Source organism: Lyngbya sp. CCY1209 (assembly GCF_035615495.1).
In the GTDB taxonomy this organism is placed as follows: domain Bacteria; phylum Cyanobacteriota; class Cyanobacteriia; order Cyanobacteriales; family Microcoleaceae; genus Limnospira.
Window position 1 is genome coordinate 1 of sequence record NZ_JAJENU010000574.1, and the last position, 15371, is coordinate 15371.

Annotated in this window: 13 protein-coding genes and 1 tRNA gene; 5 read left to right on the top strand and 9 right to left on the bottom strand. The window is 63.4% G+C overall.

Annotation, left to right across the window (positions count from 1 at the left end; genetic code table 11):
* Positions 1-74: 74 nt before the first annotated feature.
* Both hisH and hisB read right to left on the bottom strand, forming a co-directional pair.
* Positions 75-713, bottom strand: coding sequence for an imidazole glycerol phosphate synthase subunit HisH (gene hisH / locus LKE08_RS20305; RefSeq protein ID WP_324706077.1), 639 nt, complete (start codon positions 711-713; stop codon positions 75-77).
* A gap of 103 nt (positions 714-816) precedes the next feature.
* Positions 817-1404, bottom strand: a complete 588-nt coding sequence (hisB, locus tag LKE08_RS20310; RefSeq protein WP_239323991.1) for an imidazoleglycerol-phosphate dehydratase HisB — start codon at positions 1402-1404, stop codon at positions 817-819.
* Positions 1405-1595: 191 nt separating this feature from the next.
* Between hisB and LKE08_RS20315 the strand changes: the two genes are divergently transcribed.
* Positions 1596-1835 (top strand): Lrp/AsnC family transcriptional regulator, encoded by a 240-nt coding sequence (locus LKE08_RS20315; RefSeq protein ID WP_005652398.1) that lies wholly within the window; start codon positions 1596-1598, stop codon positions 1833-1835.
* A 146-nt stretch (positions 1836-1981) separates the two neighbouring features.
* Here the strand turns inward: LKE08_RS20315 and LKE08_RS20320 are convergent, their stop codons facing one another.
* A complete protein-coding gene (locus LKE08_RS20320) occupies positions 1982-3334 on the bottom strand; it encodes an aminotransferase (protein ID WP_324706078.1) in 1353 nt (450 codons plus the stop codon).
* Between the two features lie 143 nt (positions 3335-3477).
* A tRNA-Gly gene (locus LKE08_RS20325) sits at positions 3478-3552 on the bottom strand.
* 166 nt (positions 3553-3718) lie between these two features.
* Between LKE08_RS20325 and LKE08_RS20330 the strand changes: the two genes are divergently transcribed.
* A complete protein-coding gene (locus LKE08_RS20330; RefSeq protein WP_324706079.1) occupies positions 3719-3934 on the top strand; it encodes a hypothetical protein in 216 nt (71 codons plus the stop codon).
* Between the two features lie 79 nt (positions 3935-4013).
* Here LKE08_RS20330 and LKE08_RS20335 read toward each other — a convergent pair whose 3' ends face one another.
* Positions 4014-5588: a hypothetical protein gene (locus LKE08_RS20335; RefSeq protein WP_239323997.1), complete on the bottom strand. Its 1575-nt coding sequence runs from the start codon at positions 5586-5588 to the stop codon at positions 4014-4016.
* A 299-nt stretch (positions 5589-5887) separates the two neighbouring features.
* Here LKE08_RS20335 and LKE08_RS20340 point away from each other — a divergent pair, with 299 nt between their 5' ends.
* Positions 5888-6382: a hypothetical protein gene (locus LKE08_RS20340; RefSeq protein ID WP_324706080.1), complete on the top strand. Its 495-nt coding sequence runs from the start codon at positions 5888-5890 to the stop codon at positions 6380-6382.
* A gap of 116 nt (positions 6383-6498) precedes the next feature.
* Here LKE08_RS20340 and LKE08_RS20345 read toward each other — a convergent pair whose 3' ends face one another.
* Complete coding sequence (locus LKE08_RS20345; protein ID WP_324706081.1) at positions 6499-9939, bottom strand: pyruvate carboxylase; 3441 nt, start codon at positions 9937-9939, stop codon at positions 6499-6501.
* 93 nt (positions 9940-10032) lie between these two features.
* Positions 10033-10344, bottom strand: coding sequence for a hypothetical protein (locus tag LKE08_RS20350; RefSeq protein ID WP_324706082.1), 312 nt, complete (start codon positions 10342-10344; stop codon positions 10033-10035).
* A 20-nt stretch (positions 10345-10364) separates the two neighbouring features.
* On the opposite strand from LKE08_RS20350, the gene LKE08_RS20355 reads away from it, so the two are divergent.
* Positions 10365-10799, top strand: coding sequence for a BLUF domain-containing protein (locus tag LKE08_RS20355; protein ID WP_239324015.1), 435 nt, complete (start codon positions 10365-10367; stop codon positions 10797-10799).
* A 106-nt stretch (positions 10800-10905) separates the two neighbouring features.
* On the opposite strand, the gene LKE08_RS20360 is transcribed toward LKE08_RS20355, so the two are convergent.
* Both LKE08_RS20360 and LKE08_RS20365 read right to left on the bottom strand, forming a co-directional pair.
* Entirely contained in the window at positions 10906-12078 is a 1173-nt protein-coding gene (locus tag LKE08_RS20360) for an alpha-hydroxy acid oxidase (RefSeq protein ID WP_324706083.1), read from the bottom strand.
* A gap of 57 nt (positions 12079-12135) precedes the next feature.
* On the bottom strand, positions 12136-12543 hold the full coding sequence (locus LKE08_RS20365) for a BLUF domain-containing protein (RefSeq protein ID WP_239324019.1): 408 nt from the start codon (positions 12541-12543) through the stop codon (positions 12136-12138).
* Positions 12544-12795: 252 nt separating this feature from the next.
* Between LKE08_RS20365 and LKE08_RS20370 the strand changes: the two genes are divergently transcribed.
* The gene (locus tag LKE08_RS20370) at positions 12796-15255 is read left to right on the top strand and encodes a UvrD-helicase domain-containing protein (RefSeq protein ID WP_324706084.1); all 2460 of its coding nucleotides are present in this window, start codon (positions 12796-12798) and stop codon (positions 15253-15255) included.
* Positions 15256-15371: the final 116 nt, after the last annotated feature.

Below are 15371 nucleotides of genomic sequence, written 5' to 3' on the forward strand. Positions count from 1 at the left end.
GGCGCGCAAGCGGCCTGGGGCCCCTTGCGCGCGCCGCCCTTTCGGGCGGCAGGCGTCCAGATCAGCGCGGGGTGTCAGGGCGTCCAGGTGAGAAAGTTGCCGATCATCCTGAGCCCGACATGCTGGCTTTTTTCCGGGTGGAACTGCATGCCGAGCATGGTGTCGCGCCCGATCACCGCTGTCACATCCCCGGCGTAATCCACATGCGCCAGACGTTCAGCCGGATTGGCGACACGGAAGTGATAGCTGTGTACGAAATAGCAGTGATCGCCCGTCGAGATGCCATCAAACACCGGGTGGGGGGTGTCGATCACCAGATCGTTCCAGCCCATATGCGGCACCTTCAGGTTCCTATCCGCAGGCGTGATCTTCACCACGTCACCGCCCACCCAGCCGAGGCCCGGCGTCTCGGAATATTCGTGCCCCGTCGTGGCCATCAACTGCATGCCGACACAAATCCCGAGGAAGGGGCGGCCCTTGACCTCCACGGCCTCGACCATCGCGTCATAAATGCCCTTGTGGCCGCGCAATTCTGCCGCGCAGGCAGGAAAGGCCCCGTCGCCCGGCAGCACCAGCCGGTCGGCGCGGGCGACCACATCGGCGTCGGAGGTCACCACCACCTCACCGGCGCCGACCTCGGCCGCCATGCGCTGAAACGCTTTTTCGGCGGAGTGCAGGTTGCCGGATTCATAGTCGATGATGGCGGTCAGCATAGGATCGTCCTCGGGATGGTGTGAACCCCGAGGTGGCTTTGAGCCATCACAGGGTCAGGGGGCACGGGATCAAGGGGCAGGGCAGAAGCGGCGCAAGCGCGCCTCAGAGCGCACCTTTGGTGGAGGGTACGGCGTCGGCCTTGCGCGGGTCGACCTCGACGGCGGTGCGCAGCGCGCGGGCGACGGCCTTGAATGCGGCCTCGGCGATGTGGTGGCTGTTCACCCCATGGATCTGGTCGACGTGCAGGGTGATGCCGCCATGGGTCGCGAGCGCCTGAAAGAACTCGCGGACGAGTTCGGTGTCGAAAGTGCCGATTTTTTGCGTGGGCAGGTCCACATTCCACACAAGGAAGGGCCGGGCCGAAAGATCCAGCGCGGCGCGCACCTGTGCGTCATCCATCGGCAAGTGGCACTCGCCGTAGCGGTTGATACCTTTCTTGTCGCCAAGCGCCTGCACCAGCGCCTGACCCAGCGCGATACCGGTATCCTCGACCGTGTGGTGGTCGTCGATGTGATAATCCCCCTTGGCGCGGATGGTCATGTCGATCAGCGAGTGGCGCGACAGCTGGTCCAGCATATGGTCAAAAAAGCCAACGCCGGTCTGATTGTCATATGTGCCGCTGCCGTCGAGGTTGACGGAAACGGAGATCTCCGTCTCGGCGGTGGAGCGGGAAACCTGGGCTGTGCGCATGGTGAAATCCTCAATCTGTCGCCTAGGCTTATAGGGTGCGGGGCGGCGCAGGCTCAAGGGGGATCGCAGGATTGCTGTGCCTCTGCAGTGCCTTTGTGGCGCATCAGGGGCGCTCAGGGGTGGGATTGCCCTTTTTCGCGCTGCATGCGAGGTTGCCGGGCAACCAGACCTGACAGAAGCTGAGGCGAGAAATGTCCACCTGCGTCTTTATCCAGATCCGCTGCAAACCCGGCACCACCTATAAGGTGGCCGAGGATATTGCGCTGCATGAGATCCACTCGGAGCTTTATTCAACCAGCGGGGAATATGATCTGCTGATGAAGCTCTACATCCCCTCGGGCGAGGATGTGGGCAAATATATCAACGACCACCTGTTGCAGATCCCCAATATCGAGCGGTCGCTGACGACGATGACGTTCAAGGTCTTCTGAGGATTACCAAAAGGAGCGCCTTGCGACGCGCAGGTTGCGCTTTTCCGTGTGGGAAAAGCCTGTTGCGAGGCGCTGCCTCGCGCTCCGGGATATTTATGAAAAGATGAAAAGGCGCCCGCTTTGGTCGGGGCGCCTTTTGTTTTGGGTCAGCTGTTCAGGAGGCCTTCGGATTTTAAGGCCTCATAGGCGGTATCGACGCCGGTCTTGGTGCGTTTGAGCATCTCGTCGACCTCTGCCTTGGTGATGATCAGCGGCGGGCAGAAGGCCAGCGCGTTTCCGGCGACGGCGCGCAGGATCAGGCCTGCGTCCTGGCAGGCTTTGACGGCCGCAGCGCCGCCTTTGCCGCCAGCAATTGTTGCGCCGGTGGTCTTGTTGGAGACCAGTTCCAGCGCCGCGATCAGCCCCTTGCCGCGCACCTCACCCACCAGCGGGTGATCGGTGAAGATCTCGCGCAGCTGCGCTTGCATGTAAGCGCCCACCTCGGCGGCATGGTCAAAGATCTTGTCGCGCTCGTAGATTTCCAGCGTTTTTAGCGCGGCGGCACAGGCGGCGGGGTGGCCGGAGTAGGTATAGCCGTGGCCAAAGACGCCGACCTCATTGGTCTGATCCACCATCGCCTTGTACATCCAGCCGGGAATGACTGAGGCGGAGATCGGGAAATAGGCCGAGGACAGCTGTTTGGCGAAGGTCATCAGGTCCGGTTTGATCCCCATGGTGGTGCAGCCGAAATCCGCGCCTGTGCGACCAAAACCACAGATGACCTCATCCGCCCAGATCAGGATGTCATGTTTGCGCAAGAGCGCCTGCAGCCCTTCATAGTAGCCTTCGGGGGGCACGATCACGCCAGAGGCGCCGGTGATCGGCTCTACGATCATCGCGGCGATGGTCTCCGGGTCCTCGGCGAGGATCTGGTCTTCGAGGTTTTGCAGGATGCGTTCGACAAACTGCGCCTCGGTCTCATTGCCCTGACGGCCGGTGTAGTAATGCGGCGCATCGGCGCGCAGGATCGACAGTGCCTCCAGCGGGGCGTCGAAATGGGCGAGGTTGGCGGGCAGGGAGGTCAGCGAGCCCGCCGCCACCGTCACGCCGTGATAGCCGCGCTCGCGGGTGATGATCTTGCGCTTTTGCGGCTTGCCGATCGCATTGAAGTAATAGCGCAGCATCTTGTAGTGGCTGTCATTGGCGTCGGAACCGGAGTTGCCAAAGAAGAAATAGGCATCCTCCACCGGCACCATCGCCTTGAGTTTCTCGGCCAGCTGCATCACCGGCGCGTGGGTCTTGCCGCCGAATGTGTGCTGGAAGGGCAGGCGGTTCAGCTGGTCGGTGATCGCCTCCACCACCTCGGTGTTGGAATAGCCCAGCGAGGTACACCACAGGCCCGCGAGCCCTTCGATGTATTCCTTGCCGCTGTCGTCATAGACGTAGATCCCCTCACCATGAGTGATGCAGAGCTGCTCCGTCGCGGTGAAATTCGTCGTCGGGTAGATCACGGAGGACATCTGGCCATTCCTTTGCTGTCTCAGGTTGTCACAAGGATTGGCGCGGCGCTGCGCGGCAGTCAAAGACTTTTGATCAAAAAGTGCAAGTGCCTGTCCTGAAACGCGAAAAGCCGCCCCGGAGGAGCGGCCTTTTCGGTTTCGAATGGAGCGGGCGAGGCGATTCGAACGCCCGACCCTAACCTTGGCAAGGTTATGCTCTACCCCTGAGCTACGCCCGCGCTGCCATTCGGTGAGACGGGACTTATAAAACCCCGCCGGGGGCTGCAAGGGCAAATCCCATCTGGGCGCGGATTTTTCTCATGTGCAGACGCCGGCGACGGATCTGGGCGCTACGACCGTATCACGGGACAGGAGATCACAGCAGGCACAGCCGGGAGAGATGACATGAGCGTTTGGGATACGGTGCGGACAGGGGCCCTGGCGGGCGCCCTGGTGCTGGCGGGCGTGGCGCAGGAGGCGGGGCAGGGTGCGTCGCAGGCGCGTATCCCCGAGGCGCCGTCGGTGCAGCTCGACCCGCTCGCGCCGGTGCAGCCGGAGGCCACCACAACCGCCCCGGATCTGCGCCTGAGTGGCCGGGTCGGGGTCGATGTGCAGGGATAACCTGCGCGTCATCCTCAGCTCAGGACGGACACCGGACCCAAGGCGCGATGGCGTTTTGATGCTGTCCTCTGGGGCGGCGCTACTTGACCGGCACCTTGTGTTTCTTCAGGGCCTTGGTCAGTTCCTTGTCGACCAGCGACATCAGCGCCTTGTCCTTGGCGGCGGCCTTGGCGGCCATATCGGTCATCTGGGCCTCGCTTTCCTTGCCGGTGGCGCGCGAAATGATGGCGCCATAGCCGACCTTGAGGCTTTCGTCGCTGACCTTGTTCATCACCTCCGCCCAGAGTTTCGCCTTCAGCGTATTGGGGATGTCGTTTGTCTTGGCGATTTTGGCGAGACGATCCGGGAAAATCTTGCCTTGCAGGACCTCCTTGTTCTTGTAGGCCCATTTCTTCTGGAAACCGCCGAGGTTTTTCACCAGCCCGCCCAGCAGGGCGGAATAGAGGATCGAGGTCACGATCGCCTGGAATTCCTTTTCGGTCGGGGCCTTGCCGCTCTTCATGATGCGGCCCAGTTCCTTGACCGCTTCGCCCAGCACGGTCTTGATCACCTCCTGACCCGAGCCGGCCAGGTAGTTGGCGATGAACTTTTGCATCTGCTTGGTGCTGAGGAAGGCCACCTTGCCGGCCAGTTTCGGCGCCACCCATTTGGCGGCGTCGTCGCAGAACCCCAACGGGATCTTGCTGCCGATGCCACCGGTCAGCCCGCCGACGGTGCCGTCGATCACGATCGACTGGATCGAGCCCCAGACCGTCACCTTCTGGCCGCTGGCGTGTTTGCCCAGCTCCTGGCTGGCGCTTTGCAACACGCCGACCCCGGCGCCGGAGGCGATCGCCGCGCTGCCCGCGGACATGCCCGCCCCGGTGACCAGCACCGGCGCCGCCAACGCGCCCACCACCGCAAAACAGGCCGCCGAGGACACCGTCAGCACGGTGGCCGTGGTCTGGGCGGAGCCGGTGAATTCCTTGAGGAACCGCAGCAGGTCGGCGTTGAAGGCGCCAATGGCTTTCTCCGCCTCCGGCAGCGCCTCGTTGATCAGTTTCAGATCCTTGGACACCATCGCCCGTTCCAGCTTGCCGCTGGCAGAGATCGACCGCAGGCAGAGCTTGTTCTTCGGCATTTCGACCGACCCGGCCTGAAGGATGATGGCCTGCGCCACCGCATCCAGGACCCCGTCCTTCATCTGCGCCACATCGAGATAGTGCCGGTAGGTTTCCAGCGCGTTGTCGTGGTTGCGCAGCAGCGATTTCATATAGGGGGTCAGGCGCTTGATCACATCGGCCTTGACGCTTTCGAATTCCTTCGGCGTGCAGAGGATCTTCTTGCCGCGGAAGTTCACCTCCACCATCGGCTCCTTGGCGGCCTTGGCCTCTTCGGCGAGCTGCTTCTTGTAGCCCGGCAGCAGCATCTTGAAGGTGCGCCCGCCGGGATCGACCACCTTGTCGGGATGTTTGAACCCGGCCTTCTTCTGAAAGGCGGCGATCGCCTTCAACAGCCCCGCGTCCATTTTCTTGGAGGTGCCGAGCGGGCCGATCTTGTTGGCTTCGAGCATCTGGCGCACCAGCAGCACATCGGCGGGCTTGTTCTTGACCTCATCGCCGGAACTATGACGGGGCGACAGGCCCACCGGAGCGGAAAGTTTTGCAGACGACATGAGCCAACCTCGGAAACAGATAGATCAATAATGAATGGCGACAGTTTTGGGGCACGGATCAAAAGGTGCAAGCTTGACAGGCGGGAATTGACGCAGCCCCGGGCAATTTTCCCCGGAGTCGGGTCAGTAATGCTGACCCGTTCGCCTGCGTCGCGATCGCCGGTCCGCCTGTGTCTTGCGGGCAGCGCCGAAATCTGTGGCGCAATCGCCGCACTCCTGGGGCTCGCGGGACCGTGATCCCGCGGCTCAGGCAAACTGCGCTACCGCGGTGACTTCAGCCGCTACAGGAGCCCCCCCGGATGCCCGACCGTTCAGAGCAGATCGCGTTCCACCGCCTTTCCGACATCGCGCCGGAGGAGATCACCGCGCATATGTCCGACCCGCGTCTGCGGGACCATATGCCCCTGCTCGACGGGGTGCGCTGGGATGCCGTCACCACCGAGAAATTCGTCGCCGACAAGGAACGCTGCTGGGCGCAGGACGGGCTCGGGCATTGGGCCTTTGTGGTCGGAGGGCGCTATGTGGGCTGGGGTGGCTTCGAGAAAGAAGGCGACGACTGGGATTTTGGCCTGGTGTTGCGCCCGGATGCGTTTGGCCTCGGGCGGCGCATAGCCGACACGGCACTGCGGTTTGCCCGGAAGGACCCGCGCATTCCCTATGTGACCTTCCTGCTGCCTCCCAGCCGCCGCCACCTCGGCGCGCTGCGGCGCCTGGGCGCGCAGGAGATCGGGATGGTGCCGTACCAGGGAGCGGAGTTTCGCAAGTTCAGGCTGCTGACCGGCGCGGATGCCTGACCGGCCCCCTGAAACGTAGGCTCCTGACACCCCAACTGTAATGACCTGAGACGCGCCCATGAAAAAGCCGCAGCCCCGGTTGGGAGCTGCGGCTCAATCCTGGCATGTGGCGTGGATCACTCCAGCTCGACCAGCAGGTCTTTGGCGTCGATCTGGCCGCCGGGCTGGACGTGAACGGCCTTCACCACCGCGTCGCGCTCGGCATGCAGGCCGGTTTCCATCTTCATCGCCTCGATGGTCAGCAACAGGTCGCCCTCATGCACCTGTTGGCCCACCTGCACCCCGATCGAGGCCACGACACCGGGCATCGGCGCGCCGACGTGGTTGGCATTGCCGACCTCGGCCTTGGGGCGCTGCGCGGTGGAGGATTTCACCAGACGGTTGGGCACCCGGATGACACGCGGCTGGCCGTTCAGTTCAAAGAACACCTTCACCTCGCCCTGTTCATCGGTTTCGCCGATGGCTTGCAGGCGGATTTCCAGCGTCTTGCCGGGGTCAATCTCGGCAGTGATCTCGTCACCCGGCTCCATGCCGTAAAAGAACGTCCGTGTCGGCAAGGACCGCACCGGGCCGTACTGGCGATGGCGCCCCATGTAATCCAGGAACACCTTGGGATACATCAGATAGCCGTTCAGATCCTCGTCATCGACCTTGAAGCCTTCGAGCTCTTTGGACAGCTCCGCGCGGGTGTTCTCAATGTCGACAGGCTCCAGATGCGCGCCGGGGCGTTCCAGATTGGGGGCCTCGCCCTTCAGCACCTTCTTGACGATGCCTTCGGGGAACCCGCCCGGAGGCTGGCCGAGGTTGCCGCGCATCATGTCCACCACCGAGTCGGGGAAGGAGACGTCGGATTTCGGGTCCTCGACCTGCGCGCGGGTCAGGCCCTGAGAGACCATCATCAGCGCCATGTCGCCCACCACCTTGGACGAAGGCGTCACTTTGACGATGTCACCAAACATCTGGTTCACATCCGCATAGGTCTGGGCGACCTCGTGCCAGCGCTCCTCCAGACCAAGGCTGCGCGCCTGTGCCTTGAGGTTGGTGAACTGGCCACCGGGCATCTCGTGCAGATAGACCTCGGAGGCCGGGGCCATCAGGCCGCTCTCGAACGCCGCATATTGCGCGCGCACGTTTTCCCAGTATTCCGAGATTTCGCGGATGTTGCCGATGTCCAGCCCGGTGTCGCGGTCGGTGTTTTTCAGCGCCTCTACGATCGACCCCAAACAGGGCTGCGAGGTGCCGCCAGAGAAGGCATCCATTGCCGCATCCACCGCATCAACGCCCGCATCCGCCGCCGCCAGAATGGTCGCGCCCGCAATGCCAGAGGTGTCATGGGTGTGGAAGTGGATCGGCAGGCCGACCTCTTCCTTCAGCGCCTTGATCAGCAGCTTGGCAGAGGCCGGTTTCAACAGACCCGCCATGTCCTTGAGGCCCAGCACATGCGCGCCCGCCGCCTCCAGTTCCTTGGCCATGCCGACGTAGTATTTCACGTCATATTTGGCCCGCTCAGGGTCAAGGATGTCGCCAGTATAGCAGATGGTGCCTTCGCAGATCTTGCCGCTTTCGACCACCGCATCCATGGCGACGCGCATGTTCTCGACCCAATTGAGGCTGTCAAACACGCGGAAGACGTCGATGCCCTTGGCGGCTTCCTTGACGAAGAACTGCACCACGTTGTCAGGGTAGTTGGTGTAACCCACACCGTTGGAGGCGCGCAGCAGCATCTGCGTCATCAGGTTCGGCATTGCCTCGCGCAGGTCGCGCAGACGCTGCCACGGGCATTCCTGCAAGAAGCGATAGGCCACATCGAACGTCGCCCCGCCCCAGCACTCGACCGAGAACAGCTGGCTGAGGTTCTGCGCATAGGCCGGCGCCACCTTGATCATGTCATGGCTGCGCATGCGGGTGGCCAGCAGGGACTGGTGCCCATCGCGCATGGTGGTGTCGGTGAGCAGCAGCTGCCGCTGCGCCTTCATCCAGTCCGCGACCGCCTTGGCACCCTTTTGTTCCAACAGGTTACGCGTGCCATAGGGCAGGTTGCCCTTGTCGACCTTGGGGGCACGCGGCTCCTTCAGGTCGGGGTGCGGCGCGGCGCGGCCCTCGGTTTCCGGGTGACCGTTGACGGAGATATCCGCGATATAGGTCAGCACCTTGGTGCCGCGGTCACGGCGCTTGGCGAACTGGAACAGCTCCGGCGTCTCGTCGATGAACTTGGTGGTGTATTCATTCGACAGGAAGGTCGGATGCTTCAGCAGGTTCTCGACAAAGGCGATGTTGGTGCTGACACCGCGCACCCGGAATTCACGCAGTGCGCGGTCCATACGGGCGATGGCCTTCTCCGGTGTCGGCGCTTTGGCCGTCACCTTGGTCAGCAGGCTGTCGTAATAGCGCGTGATCACCCCGCCCGCATAGGCAGTGCCGCCATCCAGACGGATGCCCATGCCGGTGGCCGAGCGGTAGGCGGTGATGCGGCCATAGTCGGGGATGAAGTTGTTGAGCGGATCTTCGGTGGTCACACGGGTTTGCAGCGCGTGCCCGTTGAGGGTGATATCGCCCTGGCTGGCCTTGCCGGTGGCCTCTGCCAGCGTCTTGCCCTCGGCAATCAGGATCTGCGCCTGCACGATGTCGATGCCGGTGACTTCTTCGGTGACGGTGTGTTCCACCTGCACCCGTGGGTTCACCTCGATGAAGTAGAAGTTGCCCGTCTCCATATCCATCAGGAATTCGACGGTGCCCGCACATTCATAGTTCACATGTTGGCAGATCTTGCGGCCCAGATCGCAGATCTCTTCCCGTTGCGCATCTGTCAGATAGGGTGCAGGGGCGCGTTCCACGACCTTTTGGTTGCGGCGCTGCACGGAGCAGTCGCGCTCGAACAGGTGGTAGATCTCGCCATGCTTGTCGCCAAGGATCTGCACCTCGACGTGGCGAGCGCGGGTGATCATCTTTTCGAGATAGCCTTCGCCATTGCCGAATGCGGCTTCGGCCTCGCGGCGGCCTTCCAGAACCTTTTCTTCAAGCTCGTCGTCCGAGTGGATCGGGCGCATGCCGCGTCCGCCGCCGCCCCAGCTCGCCTTGAGCATCAGGGGATAGCCGACCTCTGCCGCTTCCTTGCGGATCGCGTCCATGTCATCGCCCAGCACCTCGGTGGCGGGGATGACCGGAACGCCCGCCTCGATCGCCACGCGGCGGGCGCTGGCCTTGTCGCCCAGGGCGCGCATGGTCTCGGCCTTGGGGCCGATAAAAGTGATGCCGTTGCGCGCGCAGGCATCCACAAAATCGGGGTTTTCCGACAGCAGGCCATAGCCCGGGTGGATCGCATCGGCGCCGCATTCCTTGGCAACGCGAATGATCTCGTCGATCGACAGGTAGGCGGCAACCGGGCCGAGGCCCTCGCCGATGCGATAGGCTTCGTCCGCCTTAAAGCGGTGCAGGCCCAGTTTGTCCTCCTCCGCATAGACGGCCACGGTACGTTTGCCCATCTCGTTGGCGGCGCGCATCACGCGGATGGCGATTTCGCCTCGGTTGGCAATCAGGATCTTGTTGAACTCAGTCATCTCTCCCCCGGGGTCTTGATGGATGGCGAAGTGGTAACGGCTGTATGACACGCAGAACATCCCGGCTTGTGGGTATCTGCGGCATGATCGCGTTCACTTGCGCCCCTTTTTCTTGAATTTCGGCGGATGGGAGTGCCGAAACGCGAAGGTTGCGCCGGAAATTCCGGCGTTCTGCCGCCACGGAAGGCCGTTTGGGAAGGCGGGCTGGCGTTGTTTTACCGATCCCGGGGCGCGGGTGCACGCATTTTTTTGCAGTGCAGCATTTCGCCCCTGTGCTTTGGAGGCGTTAACCACTCTAAAGGATAGTGCTTCTATTCGAGAGGATTTCGGATAAATTTTAATCAACAGCACCGGATCTGCAAAACGCGATCCCCAAAGACCACCGCAAACCAAGGTCACAGCCACACGCACCAAGGAACACCGAGATGCACCGCTTTGTCTATGTCAGTACCGCCAGCCAGGATCTCACCGCGCATCAGATCGCGGATATCGCAGGCACCTGTCATCGCAACAACCGCAAGGCCGGGCTGACCGGCATGCTGCTGGCGCATCAGGGGCGGTTCCTGCATATTCTCGAAGGCGACGAAGCTGCCATCCGCCGCCGCGCCCAGAAAATCCAGGACGATCCGCGCCACCGCGATTTCGAGGTGCTGCAAGCTCGCGAAATTCAGATGCGCGCTTTTACCGACTGGGTCTTTGTGCATGAAACACCCGAGGCGCTGCCGCTTCTGGGCGGCGAGAATATCGCGCCGCTGCGTGCCTTGCTGCCGATCAACAGCGCCCTGCGCGGTCGCGATCTGACGGTGCGCCATCTGGTGCGCGACTTCCTGGCCAGCTTCAGACAATTGCTGGCGGCCTAAGGCCGGGCGCGTCAGCGCGACACCGATAACAACCAGTCTGACCCGGGGGGGATAGGCGGGGGAGGCGCGGTCCTTGGGCGAGGATCGCGCCTAAACTTTTGGGGGCTCAGTCCAGATGCAGGCGCCTGAGATCGCGCAGCTCTGCCAGCGTGCCGATGCCCAGCTGTCCCATATTGGCGCTCAGATCCTTGCTCAGGATGTCATGCAGATGCGCCGGTCCCGCGGCCCCCAATGCTGCAAGCGCATAGTGCCACGCCCGCCCCAGCATCACAAAATCCGCCCCCAGCGCCATGGCGCGCAGGATATCCAGACCGCCCTCGATGCCGCTATCGAGGATCAGCGGCAGGTGGGTGGCGGCGCGCATCTCTTCTAGCACCTCGATCGGGGCAGGGGCCGCATCAAACTGACGGCCCGCGTGGTTGGAGATCCAGATCGCATCCACCCCTGCCGCCTCCAGCCGGGGCGCGTCGCGCGCATCCAGCACGCCCTTGACCACCAGCGGCCCCTCCCAATGATCGCGCAGCCACTGCAGGTAGTCCCAATCGGGCGCAGTCCGGAGCAAATAGCCGATATGCGCGGTCGACGACAACGCCGAGGCCGCGCCCTCGATGTATTTGTCCAGCGTGCGCATATGCGGCATGCCGCCATCGCCGCGATGCTGCCGCGCCATCCCCAGCGCCCATGTGGGGTGCATCGCCACCTGTGCCAGCAGGCGCGGGGTCAGCCGGGGTGGCTGTGTCAGCCCCGACCGCACCTGCCGTTCCCGGCGCGAGGCCACCGGCACATCGACTGTCAGCACCAAGACCTTGAACCCGGCCGCACGGGCGCGTGCCAGCATATCCTTGCGGATGCCTTCATCCTTGGGCGGATACATCTGAAACCAGCCCTGTTCCCCCAGATGCGGGGCCAGATCCTCGGGGCTTTGGCTCGCCACCGTCGAGAGCCCATAGGGGATCTGGGTCGCCGCCGCATGACGGGCCAGATGACCTTCGGCGTCGGGCCAGATCAGCCCCGACATCCCCACCGGCGCAATGCCAAAGGGGCGCGGCAATCTGGTGCCAAAGAGCGTGGTGCTCAGGTCCACCTCCTGCGGTCCCCCCAGGATCGCAGGCATCAGCCCGATCCGGTCAAGACAGCGGCGATTGCGCGCCTGCGTGGCTTCTCGCCCGGTGGCGCTGTCGAGATATTCCCAGACAAAGCGGGGCAGACGTGCGCGGGCCCTGGCGCGCAGATCATCAAGGCCGGGGAAACGTTGATCCAAAGTCATGCCCGCCATCATTGGCGTTTCGGCGGCCCTGTCCAGCCCCCTCCCGCACCGGCGCAGAGCGGGCTGGCGTCAGGCGGCCAGTTGCGGCGTGAACCGCGGCAGCAGATCGCGCAACCCGCGCCGCTGTGGCTGGGGCCGCAGCGCATAGAGGGAGCCGAGCGCCTGCCGGGCATCCTCCGGCAGCTGATCCGGCAGCAGCAGGGCCATGGGCGTCTCCGGATAACAGCGCAGGCCAGCGGTTGTATCACTGATCACGGTGATGTCGTGATGACGGGCATCCGTCCGGATCGCGGCAAAGCGAGCGGCGACGGCCGCCTCCGGACCTTCGAGGATTTGCAGGAACGCACCATCGGAAAACACCAACGCGCCGGTCAGCCCGCAGGCGGCATTCTTGCGCCGCGATTTCTCGACGATGGCGGCGGTCTTTGCCTCCGTCATCGAGGTCAGGGCGTGGCTCAGGTACATCAATCGGCGCATGGTGGCTCTACTCTTTCCGCATCCGGCGCGGTGTCCGGAGTTCTACAGACCGCGCGGCGCAGATGCGAGGTCCCATCGGCGCAGCACCGCCCGCATTCGACCAGCGCCCCTATCCCTTTGGCGCGCGCAGCCGCCACTTTATTCCCGTGGGCGTCGCTGCTATGCGGATTGCCAAGGCAAACGGAAGGCGCCGGTGTGAACGGAGCATGAACACCTCTTTCCGATGTCGCCGAAACACGCTAGGATCGCCGCATGAGCACATTTGACGAAATGGACGCCTTTGAGGGCGCATCGCTGTCCGCCCGCGCCATGGCCGCGCGCCCCACACCCTATATGGATGGCCTCAACGCGGCCCAACGCGAGGCGGTGGAAACGCTGGACGGCCCGGTGCTGATGCTGGCGGGCGCGGGCACCGGCAAGACCAAGGCGCTGACCACCCGTATCGTGCATCTGTTGACCACCAACAGGGCGCGCACCAACGAGATCCTGGCGGTGACCTTCACCAACAAGGCCGCCCGCGAAATGAAGGAACGCGTAGGCCGCATGCTTGGCCAACCCGCCGAGGGCATGCCCTGGCTCGGCACCTTCCACTCGATCTGCGTCAAGCTGCTGCGCCGTCACGCGGAGCTGGTGGGGTTGAAATCCAACTTCACCATTCTGGACACGGACGACCAGATCCGCCTGCTGAAACAGCTCATTCAGGCGGCGGGCATCGACGACAAGCGCTGGCCCGCGCGGATGCTGGCCAACATCATCGACGACTGGAAAAACCGTGCGCTGACGCCGGCCAAGGTGCCCGCAGGCGATGCCAGCGCCTATAATCATCGTGGCACCGAGTTCTACGATCAGTATCAGACCCGCCTCAAAGAGCTGAACGCGGTCGATTTTGGCGACCTCCTGCTGCACTGCGTTGAGATTTTCCAGAACAACCCGGACCTTCTGGCGCAATACCACCGCTGGTTCCGCTACATCCTCGTGGACGAGTATCAGGATACCAACGTTGCCCAATACCTCTGGCTGCGGCTCTTGGCCTCGGGGCACAAGAACATCTGCTGCGTCGGCGATGACGATCAGTCGATCTACGGCTGGCGGGGCGCCGAGGTGGGCAATATCCTGCGGTTTGAAAAGGATTTTTCCGGCGCCAAGGTGATCCGGCTGGAACAGAACTACCGCTCCACCGCCCATATCCTCGCCGCCGCCTCCGGCGTCATTCGCGGCAATGAGGGCCGTCTGGGCAAGGAGCTGTGGACCGAAGCCGACGGCGGTGAAAAGGTCCGCCTGATCGGCCATTGGGACGGCGAGGAAGAGGCCCGCTGGATCGGCGAGGAAATCGAGGCGATGCAGCGCGGCACCCGGGGCATGCGCCAGTACGGCCTCAATGAAATGGCGATCCTCGTGCGCGCCTCGCATCAGATGCGCGCCTTTGAGGACCGCTTTCTGACCATTGGTCTGCCCTACCGCGTCATTGGCGGTCCGCGCTTTTACGAGCGGTTGGAAATCCGCGATGCGATGGCCTATTTCCGCGTGGTGATCTCGCCCGAGGATGATCTGGCGTTTGAGCGTATCGTCAACACGCCCAAACGCGGCCTTGGCGACAAGGCACAGCAGACCATCCGGATGGTGGCGCGGGAAAACGGCGTCTCACTCGTTGAGGGCGCGCGTCTCGCGGTCGAGGACGGGCTGATCAAGGGCAAGGGCGGGGCCGCCCTGCGCCGTCTCGTGGAAAACATCGCCCGCTGGGGGCAGATGACCCGCGCCGTGATCCCGAATGACGGTGACGAGGATGCGGTTCTTGAGGGCGTGCAGAGCTTTGAGGAGTTTCAGGCCCGCACCGAGGTCTCGCATGTTGAGCTGGCCGAGATCATCTTGGATGAGAGCGGCTATACCTCCATGTGGCAGGCGGACAAGAACCCCGACAGCCCCGGACGGCTCGAAAACCTCAAGGAGCTGGTCAAGGCGCTGGAAAACTTCGACAATCTGCAAGGGTTCCTCGAACACGTCAGCCTTGTGATGGACAATGACAAGCAGGATGCCGAGCAAAAAGTGTCGATCATGACGCTGCATGCCGCCAAGGGGCTGGAGTTTCCCGCGGTGTTCCTGCCGGGCTGGGAGGATGGGCTGTTCCCCTCGCAACGCTCGATGGATGAAAGCGGCCTCAAGGGCCTCGAAGAGGAACGCCGCCTGGCCTATGTGGGCATCACCCGCGCCGAGGAGGTCTGCACGATCTCCTTTGCGGGCAACCGGCGGGTGTTTGGCCAGTGGCAGTCGCAATTGCCCTCGCGCTTTGTCGATGAGCTGCCCGAAGAGCATGTGGAGGTGCTGACGCCGCCCGGCCTTTATGGTGGCGGTTATGGCGCAGCCGCGCCCGGCGCAGGGGCCGGGTTTGCCGAGGCGAGCGCCAACCCCTACGGCCGTTCCACCATCGAGGCGCGCATGGCCGAGGCGGACGGGTACAACTCGCCCGGCTGGAAGCGGATGCAGGCGCGCGCCGGTGAGCGCGGGCTGAGCAAGCCGCGCGAGAGCAGAAATCAGGTGATCGATCTGACCGCGACATCCGCCTTCACCATCGGCGAACGCGTGTTTCACCAGAAGTTCGGCTATGGCGCCGTGATCGGAATGGAAGGCGACAAGCTGGAGGTGGCGTTTGAAAAGGCCGGCACCAAGAAGGTTGTGGCGCGGTTTGTGTCGGCCAGCGACGACGTGCCCTTCTGACTGAGGGTACCAAACGGACGGATCGCTGACGCGATCCGGCTGGTTTATGCGGGATCGGATCGCAACGCGATCCGACCCGGGCGGGGCAGGCGCAGAGGCCAGGGCCTCTGCGCCTG